Genomic DNA, 15,528 nt, shown 5'->3' with positions numbered 1-15,528 from the left:
GGTCACCAATGGCTGACGACGACGATCTCGGCAATCTCGACGAGGCATGGGGCGAAGCCCTAGCCGAGCAGATGGACGGCGAAGGCGAGGATGAGGATCTTGCCGCTGCCTGGGGTGCTGCGCTCGAGGAACAGGGCGTCGCCGGCGGCGACGACATGGCCGCCCAATGGGCGGCGATGATCGACGACAGCGAGCCGGAGCTGGAAAGCGCCACCCGGGGTGCCGACCGTATCCTCAACCAGGAAGAGATCGACAACCTCCTCGGCTTCAACATCGAGGATACGATCGCTGCCGACCAGAGCGGCATCCGCGCGCTCATCAACTCGGCGATGGTCTCCTACGAGCGTCTGCCGATGCTCGAGATCGTCTTCGATCGTCTGGTCCGGCTGACGACGACCTCCTTGCGCAACTTCACCTCCGACAACGTCGAGGTGTCGCTCGACAGCATTTCCTCGGTCCGTTTCGGCGACTATCTGAATTCGATTCCGCTGCCGGCCATCCTGGGCGTATTCAAGGCCGAGGAATGGGACGGCTTTGGCCTGTGCACGGTCGAATCGAGCCTGATCTACTCGATCATCGACGTGCTGCTGGGCGGCGGACGCGGCATGTCGGCCGTGCGCGTCGAGGGACGTCCCTATACGACCATCGAGAGCAACCTCGTGCGGCGGATGATCGAGATCATCATGCACGACATGGAGCAGGCTTTCTCGCCGCTCTCGCCCGTTCATTTCAATCTGGAGCGTCTGGAGACCAATCCGCGCTTCGCCGCGATCTCGCGCCCGGCCAATGCGGCCATCCTCGTCGAACTGCGTATCGACATGGAGGACCGGGGCGGCAAGATCGAAATCATGATGCCCTATGCGACCCTGGAGCCGATCCGCGATCTGCTCCTGCAGATGTTCATGGGCGAGAAGTTCGGCCGCGATCCGATCTGGGAAGGCCACCTGGCCACCGAGATCTATGCGGCGGAAGTGGATGTCGATGCCGTTCTCTACGAGACGCACATTCCGCTCGGGCGGGTGCTCGACCTGAAGGTGGGCGAGACCCTGCTGTTCGATATTTCCCCCAGCGATCCGGTGTCGATCAAGTGCGGCGGCATCCCGCTGACGCAAGGGACAATGGGCAAGGACGAGGATTCCATCGCGATCCGCGTCGAGCGCGGGCTGCAGAAGCCCAAGATGACCTTGGCCGCGTTCGAGCGCGCCATGCAGAAGGAAATGGACCCAACATGAGCACGCTCCCTGTCGGACTGATGATCGAGAGCCTCGTCGCGCTGCTGCTGGTGGTGACGATCGGATATTGCGTCGTGCTCAACAAGCGGCTGAAGCGTCTGCGTGCCGACGAGGAGGCGCTGCGTGCCACGATCTCCGAGCTGATCACCGCTTCGGAAATCGCCGAGCGTGCCATTCTCGGCCTCAAGGCGACCGCCGGTGAGGCTGACCGCACCCTCGGTCAGCGCCTCGTCGATGCCGAGCGCCTGTCGCAGGAACTGGCGGCCCACGTCTCGCGCGGCAACACCGTGCTGGAGCGCATCACCCAGATCACCGAGGCGGCCCGCACCGTGCAGCAGCACGCGTCCGCGCCTGCCGCGCCGGCCCCGGTCGAAGAGCCGGCCCCGGCCCGCCCGACGACCATGCGCGCCAGCGATATCCGGTCGGCAGCGATGGAGGCGACCGCCCGTCTGGAGCTGTTCCGCAAGCGTGCAGCGGAGCAGGCCGCGTGACAAACCTGCGCCTGATCCCCGTTCTTGTCTTTGCAGCCAGCGCTCTTCTGGTGCTGAAGCTGCTTGGGCTCGCTGTCGATGGCGGAACCTCCGTCACTGCCGGCGTGAGCGTGGCGATGGCGCAGCAGGCGGCCGATACGGCAGCTGCCCCGGCCGAGACCGCGTCCGTGGACCAGGCCCAGGCGACGGACCCTGCCTCCACCGATACGGCAGCAGCCGATTCCGCCGTCGTGCCTCCGCTATCGGGCGGAACCGGCGGCGATGCGCCTCCTGCGGCGGGCGGGCTGGAGCTCGGAGGCTCGATTGCCGAGCGGAAGGTGCTCGAGTCGCTCAGCGAGCGGCGGCGTGAGCTGGACAATCGCGAGAAGCAGTTCGAACTGCGCCAGCAGTTGATGAAGGACACCGAAGAGCGCCTGAAGCAGAAGGCCGATGAGATCGCAGCCATCGAGGAGCGCATCCGGACCCTCAACCAGGAGCAGGAGAAGAAGCGCGAGGACGAGCTCAAGGATCTCGTGCTCATGTACGAATCGATGAAGGCGAAGGACGCGGCCCGGATCTTCGACCGTCTCGATCTCGACATTCTCGTGCGTGTCGCCAAGCAGATGAAACCGCGCAAGATGGCCGACATCATGGGGCGGATGACGCCGGAGGCGAGCGAGCGGTTGACGGTGGCTCTCGTTACCGGACGCAAGCCGCAGGAAGAGGCCGCTCAGGTGGTTGCTCCGGACCTGCCGAAGATCATGGGCAATTGATGAAAGCTCCGGCGGGGGGCTGCTCTCTGACGGGAATGCCCGGGAATCCGGAGCACCCGTTAAACGCAGCGTTAAGCCGCATCCGCTAGACTGGCTGTTCGGTCGAAAGGTTCAGGGGAGCCCTGTGAGGCAGGACGGCTCTAAAAGAGACAAGCTAGGCACCGTCGTCGCGGATATCGTGGCGGCGTTTCGTGCATTTGCGCTGCAGCTTGCAGCCCTGCTTGCGCTCGCCTGCGCGCTTGTTCCGGTCGCCCATGCGGACACCCTTCAGGTGGATCTTCGCGCGTCCCAGCAGGACGGCTACGGCCGGATGGTGCTGACCTTCCGTGACCTGACCCTGCTGCCGGAATACGACGCGCTGGCGTCCAATGGCGTGCTGCGCATCCGCTTCCGCGATCAGGTGATCACCAATGTCGACAATGTTCCCGTCGACATGCCGAATTTCATCTCCATCGCCCGTCGTGATCCCGACGGCTCGGCCCTGCGGTTTGCCCTGATGGGCGACTTCCGGGTCAACACCATGGAAGCGGGCGAGAAGCTGTTCATCGACCTGCTGCCGCCGACATGGCAGGGCATGCCGCCGGGCCTGCCCGACGATGTGGTGCAGGAGCTGGCCCGGCGCGCCGAAGAGGCGATCCGCCGTGCCCGTGCGCTGGAGCAGGCGCGGCTGAAGGGGCAGGAGGAGCCGAAGGTCGAGCTTTCCATCGGCACTCACCCGACTTTCACCCGCCTGGCCTTCGAGTGGAACCTGAACTTCGACTCGGCCTTCGTGCGCGAAGGCGACATGATCAAGGTCACGTTCAACTACGACGTTCCGGTCGACCTGTCGGATCTGCGCGCCCATCTTCCCCCTGGAGTGATCGATGCCACCTCGTTCATCGACGAGGGGCGGCTCAAGTTCCTTCTGCGCGTTCAGCCGGATGTCGATATCCGCGCCTTTCGCGAGGACAATTTCTACATTCTCGACGTGACCCCGCGCAGCATGGCGCAGGATCCCGTCAACGCGGCGATCGACGAAGCCATGAAGGCTGGCGAAAACGTTCCAGCCGGTGCCACGGGCGTCGTCTTCGCCGCCGGAACGGCCGAGGCGCCGCAGCAGGCCGCCGGCCACCAGGGCGTGGTCGATGGTCATGCGCCTGCGGGCACCCCGGAAGGCGTTGCGCCGTCGCAAAAGCCAGCCGAGACCGTTGCGTCGCCCGAAACCGCCGCGCCGACACCTGCGTCTGCGCAAGAGACTGCCTCGGCATTGCCGCTTCCGCGCACGAAGCCGGGGGCCGAGCAGGCCGGAACTACTGAAACTGCCGCCGCAAGCGAGCAGCCCGCAGAGCCCGCACCCGCCGTCGAGACGGTGAAGGCCGCCGAGGTTGCGCAGCCGGCGCCCGCCGCCGAAGTCCGCCCGGAGGAAATCGCCGCTGCTCCGCCCGAGAGCACCGCGCCGGCCTCTGAGCCTACCGCTCCTGCGAGCGAAGATGTCCTGCCGTCGGAGATCGACCTCAGCGGCGTCGCCGGAAAGGAGATTTCGGGCTCCGCCGAAGTCTCCTCGTCGCCCGAGATGCCGCCGGCCGGCTACGACGATGAGGCCCGCCGCTTCGTGGTGGCCGAAGCACGGCGCATCGGCGATACGGTGCGGGTGGTGTTTCCTTTCTCCGAACCGGTGGCCTCGGCGGTATTCCGGCGGTATCGCAGCCTGTATCTCGTTTTCGACACCGCCGATTCGGTCGACATTCGCGGCATGCGGTCGGTGCTTGCCGACCGGGTGGAGGCGGTGGAGGTCACCGCCAATGCGGACTGGCAGGTGATCCGCGTCGACCTGATGCGCGATGCGCTTGCCTCGGTCGGCATCGATGGCAGCGCCTGGGTGATGACCATCGGCGATATGATCCTGGAGCCGTCGCGCCCGCTCTCGCTGGAGCGCACGGTGCGGGGCGACGGAGGCGCGATCATCACCATTCCCTTCCAGGCGCCGGCCGCTGTGCGTGAGGTGATCGATCCCTTCGCCGGCGACAGGGTGACGGTGGTCACCGGCTACGCGCCCTCCCGCGGCGTGCTCAAGCCGCAGAGCTTTGCCGAGTTCGATGTCCTGATGTCGGCCCATGGTATCGCTGTCCTCAGCAAGGCGGACGATCTGGAGGTCAAGCCGAACGGCGATGCGGTGATCCTTGAGCGGCCGCGCGGGCTTGCTGTCTCCAATGGCAACCTGACCAAGGGGTCCAAGGTGCTGCCGCCCGTGGTCGATCCGGCGACGCCCGGACATGTCGATCTCGGCAACCTGATGAGCAGCAACACCAAGGATTTCCTCGATAAGATCAAGAAGATGGAATACGCGATCGCGAACACGCCGGAGGAAGAACGGCGGGTGCCGCGCATGGAAATGTCGCGTTTCTATCTGGCGCATGGCTTTGCCCACGAAGCGCTCGGGCTGATGCAGTTGGCGGCGTATGACGACCCCGCTCTGACCCGCGATCCGGGATACAATCTGCTGATGGGCGCGGCGCAAACGCTGGCCGCGCGTCCGCGCGAGGCGCTCGACTATCTCGGTCGGCCGGAATTGCTCAACAACGCCGACGCCTCGGTCTGGCGCACGATCGCGGCGGCCGACCAGAGGGACTGGACCGCGACGCGGGAAAATCTCTCGCGCGGTCAGGCGGTGGTCGGCAATTACCCGGTGAGCGTGCAGATCGATTTCCACCTTGCCGCTGCCGAGGCGATGGTCGAGGTGAGTGACTACGGCAATGCGGCGGCCATTCTTTCCGAGATCGATCCGAGCCTTGCCTCCGCGCATCAGGCGGCGCGCTACGACATCATCCGCGGACAGATCGCGGATGCGTCCGGCCGCTCGCGCGAGGCGCTGACGGCCTTTGACCTGGTGCAGCGCTCGCCGGACAGGGCGCTGGCCGCAGAAGCTGCCTACCGGGCGCTGCGCGTCCGCCACCGGGATGGCGAGCTCTCCACCGCCGAGGCTGTCGATCAGCTGGCCGGCCTTGCCGCGTCCTGGCGCGGCGACGAGACCGAGTTGAAGACCCTGCGCTTCCTGGCCCAGCTCGAGGTTCAGTCGGGGAACTACCGCAATGCGTTCGAGGCGATGCAGTCGGCGCTCCAGGCGAATGCGGATGCGGAGACGACACGCCTTTTGCAGGACGAGATGGGGGCGGTCTTCGCCAACCTGTTCCTCAACGGCGAGGCCGACCGGATGGACCCGGTCAAGGCGTTGGCGCTCTTTTATGATTTCCGCGAAATGACGCCGGTGGGCCGCCGCGGCGACGAGATGGTGCGCCGTCTTGCCGGTCGACTCATCGACATGGATCTTCTGACGCAATCAGCCGAGCTGCTGCGTCACCAGGTCGACCATCGTCTGAAAGGCGCTGCACGCGCACAGATCGCCGCCGACCTCGGCGTCGTCTACCTGATGGACCGCAAGCCCGACGAGGCGCTGCGCGTTCTCAACCGGACCCGGCAGGCCAAGCTGCCGCGCGAGCTGGAGCGGCAGCGCAACATGGTGGAGGCGCGCGCCCTGACGGAAAGCGGCCGGCCGGATCTGGCGCTGGAGATCGTCCGCAACATGCGCGGCGAGGATGTCGACCGGTTGAAGGCCGATACATTGTGGGCGGCGCAGAGCTGGCGCGAGGCGGGCGAGCTGCTGGAAGGGCTTGTCGGCGGCCGGTGGTCGGACCCGGTTGCGCTTGCCGACCAGGAGCGCACAGACCTGTTGCGAGCGGCCATCGGCTATTCGCTCGCGAACGACGATTTCAGCCTGTCGCGCCTGAAGGCGAAGTTCACGGACAAGATGAGCGACAGCCCGGATGCTGCGGCCTTCGCCATCGTCACCCGGCCCGTCGCCGACCGCGGGGTGGAGTTCATGTCCGTGCTCGACAACCTGCAGAGCGTCGACTCGCTGGACATCTTCCTGGCCGAGTATCGCCGCAAGTATCTGCAGCCCTCGCCGGACACTGTGCCGGATACGCTGCCTGAGCTGCCGATGTCGCAAGGCCCGGACGAGGGCGATAGCCCGCAGACCGTCGCCCGCACCGAGGAAGAGGCTCCGGTGCCGCCGGTTGCCGATCCGGCCGCCGCAGGCGGGGCCGGCTAGCGGCACTCCGCGCGCAACCCGGAAACCGGCGTTTCCAGAACGGACGTTTCGAAAAACGGGCTACCGCCAGGGCCTTAACCGCTGGAGAAGCTCTGGACGAGGCTTCCCGCGATCAGGTTCCACCCGTCGACCAGCACGAAGAAGATCAGCTTGAACGGCAGTGAGATCACCACTGGCGGCAGCATCATCATGCCCATCGACATCAGCACCGAGGCGATGACCAGGTCGATGATCAGGAAGGGCAGATAGAGCAGGAAGCCGATCTCGAAGGCCCGGCGCAGCTCGCTGATCATGAAGGCCGGCACCAGCACGCGCATGCTGATCTCCTCCGGCGTCTCCGGTGCTTCCTGCCCCGAAAGCTCGGTGAACAGCGCCAGGTCCTTCTCGCGCACATTCGCCCGCATGAAGGCGTGGAAGGGGCGCGAACCGCGCTCAAAGGCTTCGGGCAGCTCGATATTGCCTTCGACCAGCGGCTGGACGCCCTCGTTGTAGGCGGCCTCGAAGGTCGGAGCCATGATGAAGAGCGTCAGGAAAAGCGCGAGCGAGGTCATCACCGCGTTGGGTGGTGCCGTCTGCAGGCCGATGGCCGAGCGCAGCAGCGAGAGCACCACCACGATACGGGTGAAGCTTGTCACCATCACCAGGATGGAGGGCGCAAGGCTCAGCACCGTCAGCAGCGCGACGAGCTGCACCGCCCGTTCGGTCAGGCCCGAGCCTTCGCCGAAATCGATCGACACACCCTGGGCATGTGCCCCGGTGACAAGGAGAAACAGTGAGAGACAGCCAAGGGCGGCAACCGCCGTCTTGCGGTAGGGCAGGACGGCGTGCCGGGCCCCTGTCATGGACGCTGCACCGTCATTTGCGCGGGCCGCCGATCTCGCTCAGCAGGCGCGCCATTTCTTCCTCGATCGCGTCCATGGTCACCGGACCGCTGTCCTTCTTTGCGGTCTCGCCCTTGTCGGCCTCCGCGGCAGCGTCGGTGTCCGTGGCCTTGTCCTCTGCCGTATCCTCGGCCTTGGGCGCCTCCGGTTTGCTCTCCTGCTTGGCCGTACTCGCAGCGTCCGGCTCTGCCGTCGCGGGAGCGGCGGGTGCTGCCGACGGTGCCTCGACTTTCGGAGCGGCCGGAGCCTGCGGCGTGGCCGGGGCGGGGCTGAAGTCGGCGCGCGGCTCGGTGCGTGCCGCAGGGGCGCTGCCGCGCGACTGGTCCAGCTCGGCGAGCAAGGCATCTTCCAGCGAAGCCAGGTCGGGCTCGACGCGGGTCGGTGCCGATGCAGCCGCCGGCGCCGGAGTGTTTGCAGGGGTTTCCGGCTTTGCCTCGGCTTTCGGCTCCGCTTTCACCTCGACCTTGGCCTCAGGCTTCACCTCGGGCTTGGGAGCTGCGGGAGCAGCCGGGGTGCTCACGCTCGGGGCCGTCGAGGCCGTGGTGGCGGTTGCAGCAGCGGCCGCGCCTGCGGTCACGCCCGACAGGTCGCCGCGAGCCGCCGGCTTGTCGCCGGCAGGTGCGGGCTTGTCCGCCGTCTCGGTGAACTGCGGAAAGGCCGTCCGGGCGTTGGCCGCCGGGCCGGAAGACGGCGGCGTCACGTTGCGGCGGATCGGCGGGAGCGGCTCGCGGCGGGGCTGAGGAGCGACTGGCGGCTGCGGGGCAATCGGCGGCTGCGGCGCCGGCTGAGCGGCGACCGGGGGCATCTCGGGCGCCTTCGGAGCTGCAAGCGGAGCCTGAGCAGCCGGTGCCTGCGGGGCTGACGGGGCCGCAGGCTGCATGCCGAGCGGACGCAGCGGCGGACGCGGAGCCGGAGCAGCCGGCGCTTCCGGGCGCGAGGAGAAGGGGGCCGTGCCGGACGGTGCCGAGCCCTGGGCTTCGCTGCGCGGCTCGGCGCGGCTGGGAGCTGCGGCACGTGCAAGGCCTGCGACCGCGGCGCCTGCTGCTGCCACGGAGGCGCCGGCGCGCTTCAGCGGAGAGGCGTCGTTGCCATTGCTCTCGCCGGCGCGGCGCGGTGCCGGGGCCTGCGGCTGGCGACGCGGTGCCATCGGCTGAGGCGCGGTCTGCGCCGCAGGCGCAGCAGGGGCGCTTGCCGGTGCGGACATCGAGGCGGGAGCCGGAGCCGGTTGAGGCTCGGCCTCAGCCGGCTTGAAAGAGGCGGAAAGCTCGTTGCCCATCGCCGGTTGCCGCGGATAGGCCTGAGATACGGGAACACCGCGCACGATGTTCTGCTCGACGACGATATCGCTTGGCCCGCCGACCAGCAGCAGATGCTCGACATTGTCGCGCCGGATCAGCACGAGCCTCCGCCGGGTGTCCAGCGAGGCGGCGTCCATCACCGCGATGCGCGGCTGGCGCGAACGGCTTCCGAGGCTTCGGCTTCCGGCGATGCGGCGCAGGATCCAGATGAAGACGGATATCAGCGCCAGGACAATCGCCACCGCGAGAAAGAAACCGATGCCACGGGCCCAACCCGGTTCCATCTGAAAGGTGTCAACCAGCCAACTTGTCATGCCTTTCTCGGCCTCTTCCTATTCGAGGGTGCGCCCGCTGCCCGCCTGTCACGCGAGCCTTGCGGTCCGGTCTACCCGTCCGTCCGGCGTTGGAGTTCCCCGCGCCTTAACCCCGATCCATGGCATCGCGCAACCGGTCTTGCCCGGCGAACGCGCGCGAATCCTGCCTTACTGCATCCTGTTTAGCTGTTTTGTGCGATTCTCTCAAAGAGGGAAGGTTAACGCATCCCGGCAAAAAATGCCGATATCTGCCGCCAATATGCAAGCTGCCACCGGAACTTGCGCCTCTCATGTGCGGGAAACCGGGGGCTTCTCCTTTCGGAAACGTTAATCGTTAACTCCTCGTTAACCATCTACCCGGCAGGATCTGCCTAGTCGTTAACCCTCGTCGCAACGGGAAGATCGTTCCATGTCGGTCTCGGACCTGCCGCTGTTTCAGGCGCTCAAGTCGAAGATGCAGTGGCATCAGAGCCGGCAGGGCGTGCTCGCCGAGAACGTCGCCAACTCCGATACGCCGGGTTTTCGCGGCAAGGACCTTGAGGACTTCTCCTTCGAAAAGGCGCTGTCAACGCGCACCGTCGGCCTTGCGACGGCTCGCACCAGCAGCGCCCATATCGTCGGCTCGATGATGCGCGATAGCGGCGGCGTGGAGCGCGACGATGCCAGCGGTTTCGAGATCACGCCGGACGGCAACACGGTGGTGCTCGAGGAGCAGATGATGAAGGTGACGGCCAACCAGATGGACTACCAGACGGTTGCCTCGCTCTACCAGAAGGGGCTCGGCCTCATCCGTACCGCTCTGTCGCGCAACGGCTGAGATCGCGCGCCTTGATCAGACCCGCAAGGGTCGGGGAGTTTGACCGTGGATTTCGTCAAGTCGATCTTCATCGCTGCAACGGGCCTGAAGGCCCAGAACGGCCGCATGCGGATCATCGCAGAAAACATCGCCAACGCGGACTCGACCGGGCGCACTGCCCAGGAAGATCCCTATCGGCGCAAGATCCCGACCTTCAGCGCCGAGCTTGATCGCAAGCTCAAGGCCGAGGTGGTGGAACTGGGACCGGTCGAATACGACCGCTCCGACTTCAAGACCCGCTATGAGCCTGGTCATCCGGCGGCCAACGAGAGCGGCTATGTGCGCACGCCCAATGTCGACACCCTGGTCGAGATGGTCGACATGCGCGAGGCGCAGCGCTCCTACGAGGCCAACCTCAATCTGATCAGCGCGACACGTCGCATGCTGCAGAAGACCATCGAGATCCTGCGCGCCTGACCGGGCGCGCCCGCCTTCCTTCCGGAGTAGAACGAGATGTCCACGCCTTCGATCGCCGCCAGCGCCTACCGCATGACGTCCGCGCTTGCCGGGGCGAATCAGGATACAAAGGTTAAGACTTCTTCGACGGCGACGCCGGATTTCGCCAATATGGTCAAGTCGGCCGTCGAACAGGTGGTCGATCAGGGCCGCGATGCCGACAAGCAGACGCTGGCGCTGACCGAGGGCAAGGCGAATGTCGTCGATGTCGTCACCGCGGTCGCCGAGACCGAGGTGGCTTTGGAAACGCTCGTTTCGGTGCGCGACCGCGTGATCTCCGCCTATCAGGAAATCATGCGCATGCCGATCTGAGCATGAGCGGTGCCGCCGGCTGCCTCCGGCGGCGTGCCTGAGCGGAAGGAACAGCATGACCGGGCCGGAGGTCCTCGACATCGCCCGCCAGGGCATCTGGACCCTGATCATCGTGTCCGCTCCGCCGATGATTGTCGGCTTGCTGATCGGCGTGGTCATCGCCCTGTTCCAGGCGCTGACCCAGATCCAGGAAATGACCCTCGTCTTCGTGCCGAAGATCCTGGCTATCTTCGTGACATTGCTGATCGCGTTGCCTTTCATGGGGCAGGCGCTGGAATCCTATACAGCCGTTATCGCCGATCTCATCGTCACCGGCTCCGGGTAGTCCGGCCATGAGCTTCGACATTTCCCTTCTTCCCCAGGTGGCGCTGCTGTTCATGCTGCTCTTCGCTAGGCTCGGCACCATGTTGATGCTGATGCCGGCTCTGGGGGAGGGGTCGATCCCGCCGAATATCCGCCTGGCGGTGGCGCTGTTGCTGACGCTGGTCTTCTATCCGGTCGCCGCGCCGCTCTATTCGGTCGATGCGACGATGCCGCTGCCGCGGATCGGCGTGCTGCTGGCCTCCGAGTTCGCCATCGGCTTCTTCATCGGGCTGGGCTCGCGGCTGATCACCTATGTCCTGTCCATCGCCGGCATGATCATCGCGAACCAGTCGGGCCTTGCCTTCGCCATGGCCACGGATCCAACGATGGATGGCCAGCAGGGCGCAGTGATCGGCTCCTTCCTGAGCCTGCTCGGGATCACGCTGATCTTCGCCTTCGACCTGCACTATCTGGTGATCGCGGCCATGAACGACAGCTTCCGCATGTTCCCGCCCGGCGGCGGCATTCCGGTCGGCGACATGGCGGAACTCGCCACGATGCTGACGGCGGAGCTGTTCTCGATTGCGATCCGCATTGCCGCGCCCTTCATCGTCGTCGGGCTCGTCTTCTATTTCGGGTTGGGTCTGCTCAACAAGCTGATGCCGCAGATGCAGATCTTCTTCATCGCGATGCCGCTCAACATCGCCATCGGCGGGCTGATGCTCTTCGCCCTGCTGGTGACGATGATGATGTGGTATCTGTCGCATTTCGAGACGGCGCTCGGCCGGTTCATCGCGGGGTAGGGCGATGGCCGAACAAGACGACGACGCCGAGAAAACAGAAGACCCCACGCAAAAGAAGCTGGATGACGCGCTCGAGAAGGGCGACGTCGCCAAGAGCCAGGAGGTCTCGACCTGGTTCACCATGCTCGGCACCGGGTTGGTGGTGGCGCTGCTCGCGCCGGGCGCGGCGGACAGCCTGCAGTCGGCGCTGCGCGGTTATCTTGCCCATTCGCACCAGATCCCCGTCGATGCTGGAGGTCTGGGCCAGTTGTGGCGCGACACTGGGCTGCGGATCGGCGCCATCCTGGCCTTGCCGCTTCTTCTGCTGCTGGCGGCGGCGGTCATCGGCAACATCATCCAGCACCAGCTCATCTGGTCCGCCGAGCGGATGAAGCCGAAATTGTCGAAGATCTCGCCGCTGGCGGGGTTCAAGCGGCTGTTCTCCTCCGAAAGCCTCGTCAACTTCGCGAAGGGCCTGATCAAGATCGTCGTGGTCAGCGGCCTGATGGTCGCCGTCCTGTGGCCGCAGCGCGACACGATCGACACGATGATCTTCCGGGAAACGGTCGTGATGCTGGAGGAGGTGCAGATTCTCGTTCTGCAGTTGATCGCGGCGATCCTCGCGGTCATGACCGTGGTTGCGGGCCTCGACTATATCTGGCAGCGCAAGAAGTGGTTCGACAAGCAGAAGATGAGCCAGCGGGAGATCAAGGAGGAATACAAGCAGACCGAGGGCGATCCGCTGGTCAAGGGCAAGATCCGCCAGTTGCGCATGGAGCGGTCCCGCCGGCGCATGATGGCGGCAGTGCCCGAGGCAACGGTGGTGGTCACCAACCCGACTCACTATGCGGTGGCGCTGAAATACGAGCAGGGCATGCAGGCGCCGATCTGCGTGGCGAAGGGAACGGACGCGGTCGCTTTGAAGATCCGTGAGATCGCGCGGGACAACGAGGTCCCGATTGTCGAGAACCCGCCGCTGGCCCGCGCACTCTTTGCTGTGATCGACATCGACCAGCAGGTACCGGAAGAGCAGTATCGCGCTGTGGCAGAAGTGATCGGTTTCGTTTATCGAATGCGGGAACGCCGCGCCTGGCGGAGCTAGGAGCGGTTCCTGTCGCCGGGCGCATGAGTGCGCGGTGGGTGCCGAAGGGGAGGCTGGCGCGTTTGGCGCCACGGGGTATGTGAATGAGCAGAAGTGAACGGGGTCCGTCGTCTCCCGCGGTCGAGCGGCAGGAGCGCTCAGGCAGCATCCTGTTGCTGATCCTGCTTGCGGTCGGCCTGGTCGGCGCCGCCGCAGCCCTGTCGCTGATGGAGCGCGACCACGCGGAGCCTTTCGTTCTGGCGCTGCTCGGCGTGCTTGCCGTCATCGGCGTGTTCTCGCTGTTCGCGGGTGCCATCGGCCTGCTGCGCTTTTCTTCGCGCGCACCGGCAAGCCCCGTACCCGCGGCCTTTCTCAACACGCTGGAAGACGGCGTGCTGGTGGTCGAGCGGGATGGGCGCATCGTCTATGCGAACGATGCCTATGCCCGGCTGATCGGTGCCGAGGGCCCGACCGAGATGCGCGGTGTCGAGCGTGTTTTTTCCGCCGACCCGGCTGCGACCGACGCGATCTTCCATCTGACGCGGGCAGCCGAGGCCGAACGCACGGCGGAGGAGGAAATCCGCCTGCCGCATCCGCTCGGGCGCAATGACGGCGAGCCGTGCTGGTATCGGGTGCGCGTGCGGCCGCTGCCGCTGGTCACGGGGCGGGGCGGCGAGCGCGGCTGCACCGTGTGGCAGCTTTCCGACATCAGCGGCGACCGCACCGAGCAGGAGACGTCCTTCCAGGAGCTCCAGCGGGTCATCAATTTTCTCGATCACGCGCCGGCCGGCTTCTTCTCCTGCGACGCTGCCGGGCGCGTCGTCTATCTCAACGCCACGCTGGCCGACTGGCTCGGCTACGACCTCGTCAGCTTCGAGGCCGGCTCGCTCGGCGTCAGCGAATTCATGCGCGGCGACGGGGCGGAGCTCCTGCTCTCCGTCCAGGGCAAGGCAGGCGAGGTCAAGACCGAGACTTTCGATCTCGACCTGACCACACGCGGCGGCCGGTCAATGCCGGTGCGCATTCTGCACCGCGTGCCCTTCGGGGCCGGCGGTCTGCCGGGCGAGAGCCGTACCCTGGTGCTCAACCGCTCCCGGGGCGAGGACGCGGCCGAGGCGCTGCGCTCGTCCGAGGTGCGCTTTGCCCGCTTCTTCAACAACACGCCGATCGCCATCGCCTCGATCGACCATGACGGCGGCATCAGCAAGACCAATGCCCCCTTCGTGCGCCTGTTCGGCACGGCCGACACCACCCAGGGCGCGCCGAAGCTGGTCGACCATGTGACCGCGCCGTCGCGCCCGGCCCTGATGGAGGCGCTTGCCGCTGCGGCGGAGGGGCGCAGCGAGATCCCGCCGGTGGATGTGCGTCTCGACGAGCGCGAGGACGGGCGGTCCGCCACCGTCTATGTCTCGGCGGTGCGCGACGGCGAGGACGATGCGGATGCCGCCATCGTCTACGTGCTGGAAACGACCGCCCAGCGCGTGCTGGAAGCGCAATTCGCGCAAGGCCAGAAGATGCAGGCGATCGGCCAGCTGGCCGGCGGCGTGGCGCACGACTTCAACAACGTGCTGACCGCGATCATCGGCTTTTCCGACCTGTTGCTGGCCAGCCACCGGCCGAGCGATCCGTCCTTCCAGGACATCATGAACATCAAGCAGAACGCCAACCGGGCAGCCGGGCTCGTGCGCCAGCTGCTCGCCTTCTCGCGGCGCCAGACGCTGCGCCCGAAGGAACTGGCGCTCAACGACGTTCTTGCGGACCTGTCGATCCTGCTGGACCGGCTTCTGGGCGAGAAGGTGGAGCTCAGCGTCGTCCATGGCCGCGACCTGTGGCCGGTGATGGCCGACCTCAACCAGCTCGAGCAGGTGATCGTCAATCTTGCGGTCAACGCGCGCGACGCGATGCCTGAGGGTGGGCGCCTGACCATCCGCACGCTCAATGTGCCGGAGGATCAGTCGCAATCCTACGAGGGCACGCGCGGCATGCCGGTCGCCGAGTACGTGCTGACCGAGGTCACCGACACCGGCACCGGCATGACGCCGGAGGTGATGGAGAAGATCTTCGAGCCGTTCTTCTCCACCAAGGAGGTCGGCAAGGGCACGGGCCTCGGGCTTTCGACCGTCTATGGCATCGTCAAGCAGACCGGCGGTTTCATCTTCTGCACCAGCGAGCTCGGCAAGGGCACCAGCTTCCGTATCTTCCTGCCGCGCCATGTGCGCAACGAGGCGGAGCAGGTGGAGGTGAAGCCGGTCGAGGCGCCGCAGCTCACGGATCTGACCGGGTCCGCCACCATCCTGCTGGTCGAGGACGAGGAGGCGGTGCGTGCCTTCGCGGCCCGGGCGCTGACCTCGCGCGGCTACACCGTGCACGAGGCCTCCAGCGGCGCAGAGGCGCTGGAGATCATGGAAGAGACGGACGGCGAGGTGGATCTGGTCGTCTCCGACGTGGTCATGCCGGAGATGGACGGGCCGACCCTCTTGCGCGAATTGCGCAAGACCCAGCCGGATCTGAAGATCATCTTCGTCTCGGGCTATGCGGAAGACGCCTTCGAGAAGAACCTGCCGGAAAACGAGAAGTTCTCGTTCCTGCCCAAGCCCTTCACGCTGAAACAGCTTGCGACGATGGTAAAGGACGTTCTGGCGAGCTGAGCCGGCACGGCGGGGCGGGGCGGGGGCCGGCGATG

At 66.1% G+C, this 15,528-nt stretch carries 13 protein-coding genes; 11 read left to right on the top strand and 2 right to left on the bottom strand.

What is annotated here, in order from left to right:
* The first annotated feature begins 8 nt into the window (after positions 1–8).
* The 4 genes from fliM to ACVJ6E_RS10945 all read left to right on the top strand — a co-directional run bounded on the left by fliM (position 9) and on the right by ACVJ6E_RS10945 (position 6,562).
* Positions 9–1,232, top strand: coding sequence for a flagellar motor switch protein FliM (gene fliM / locus ACVJ6E_RS10960; RefSeq protein ID WP_120267275.1), 1,224 nt, complete (start codon positions 9–11; stop codon positions 1,230–1,232).
* Positions 1,229–1,723 carry a DUF6468 domain-containing protein gene (locus tag ACVJ6E_RS10955; RefSeq protein WP_120267276.1) on the top strand — a complete coding sequence of 165 codons (495 nt, stop codon included), beginning with the start codon at positions 1,229–1,231 and terminating at the stop codon, positions 1,721–1,723. The genes fliM and ACVJ6E_RS10955 overlap by 4 nt, the downstream gene beginning before the upstream one ends.
* Complete coding sequence (locus tag ACVJ6E_RS10950) at positions 1,720–2,475, top strand: MotE family protein (protein ID WP_120267277.1); 756 nt, start codon at positions 1,720–1,722, stop codon at positions 2,473–2,475. Before ACVJ6E_RS10955 ends, ACVJ6E_RS10950 begins: the two co-directional genes overlap by 4 nt.
* A gap of 178 nt (positions 2,476–2,653) precedes the next feature.
* A complete protein-coding gene (locus tag ACVJ6E_RS10945) occupies positions 2,654–6,562 on the top strand; it encodes a hypothetical protein (RefSeq protein ID WP_199680975.1) in 3,909 nt (1,302 codons plus the stop codon).
* Positions 6,563–6,636: 74 nt separating this feature from the next.
* Here the strand turns inward: ACVJ6E_RS10945 and fliP are convergent, their stop codons facing one another.
* Both fliP and ACVJ6E_RS10935 read right to left on the bottom strand, forming a co-directional pair.
* A complete protein-coding gene (gene fliP / locus ACVJ6E_RS10940; protein WP_120267278.1) occupies positions 6,637–7,404 on the bottom strand; it encodes a flagellar type III secretion system pore protein FliP in 768 nt (255 codons plus the stop codon).
* Between the two features lie 13 nt (positions 7,405–7,417).
* Entirely contained in the window at positions 7,418–9,055 is a 1,638-nt protein-coding gene (locus tag ACVJ6E_RS10935; protein ID WP_120267279.1) for a flagellar biosynthetic protein FliO, read from the bottom strand.
* 409 nt (positions 9,056–9,464) lie between these two features.
* On the opposite strand from ACVJ6E_RS10935, the gene flgB reads away from it, so the two are divergent.
* The 7 genes from flgB (at position 9,465) to cckA (ending at position 15,493) form a co-directional block, all read left to right on the top strand.
* Positions 9,465–9,872: a flagellar basal body rod protein FlgB gene (flgB, locus tag ACVJ6E_RS10930; protein ID WP_120267280.1), complete on the top strand. Its 408-nt coding sequence runs from the start codon at positions 9,465–9,467 to the stop codon at positions 9,870–9,872.
* Between the two features lie 45 nt (positions 9,873–9,917).
* Entirely contained in the window at positions 9,918–10,328 is a 411-nt protein-coding gene (flgC, locus tag ACVJ6E_RS10925) for a flagellar basal body rod protein FlgC (protein WP_120267281.1), read from the top strand.
* A gap of 36 nt (positions 10,329–10,364) precedes the next feature.
* Positions 10,365–10,679, top strand: a complete 315-nt coding sequence (gene fliE / locus ACVJ6E_RS10920; RefSeq protein WP_120267282.1) for a flagellar hook-basal body complex protein FliE — start codon at positions 10,365–10,367, stop codon at positions 10,677–10,679.
* A gap of 55 nt (positions 10,680–10,734) precedes the next feature.
* Positions 10,735–11,004, top strand: coding sequence for a flagellar biosynthesis protein FliQ (gene fliQ, locus ACVJ6E_RS10915; RefSeq protein ID WP_120267283.1), 270 nt, complete (start codon positions 10,735–10,737; stop codon positions 11,002–11,004).
* 7 nt (positions 11,005–11,011) lie between these two features.
* On the top strand, positions 11,012–11,785 hold the full coding sequence (fliR, locus tag ACVJ6E_RS10910; RefSeq protein ID WP_120267284.1) for a flagellar biosynthetic protein FliR: 774 nt from the start codon (positions 11,012–11,014) through the stop codon (positions 11,783–11,785).
* A 4-nt stretch (positions 11,786–11,789) separates the two neighbouring features.
* Positions 11,790–12,866, top strand: coding sequence for a flagellar biosynthesis protein FlhB (gene flhB / locus ACVJ6E_RS10905; protein ID WP_120267285.1), 1,077 nt, complete (start codon positions 11,790–11,792; stop codon positions 12,864–12,866).
* 83 nt (positions 12,867–12,949) lie between these two features.
* The gene (gene cckA / locus ACVJ6E_RS10900; protein WP_120267286.1) at positions 12,950–15,493 is read left to right on the top strand and encodes a cell cycle histidine kinase CckA; all 2,544 of its coding nucleotides are present in this window, start codon (positions 12,950–12,952) and stop codon (positions 15,491–15,493) included.
* Positions 15,494–15,528 lie beyond the last annotated feature (35 nt).

It is taken from the genome of Stappia sp. G46H5W, from assembly GCF_058448995.1.
Note: the sequence above shows the minus strand (reverse complement) of the source record. Positions and strands in the feature narration are given on the sequence as shown.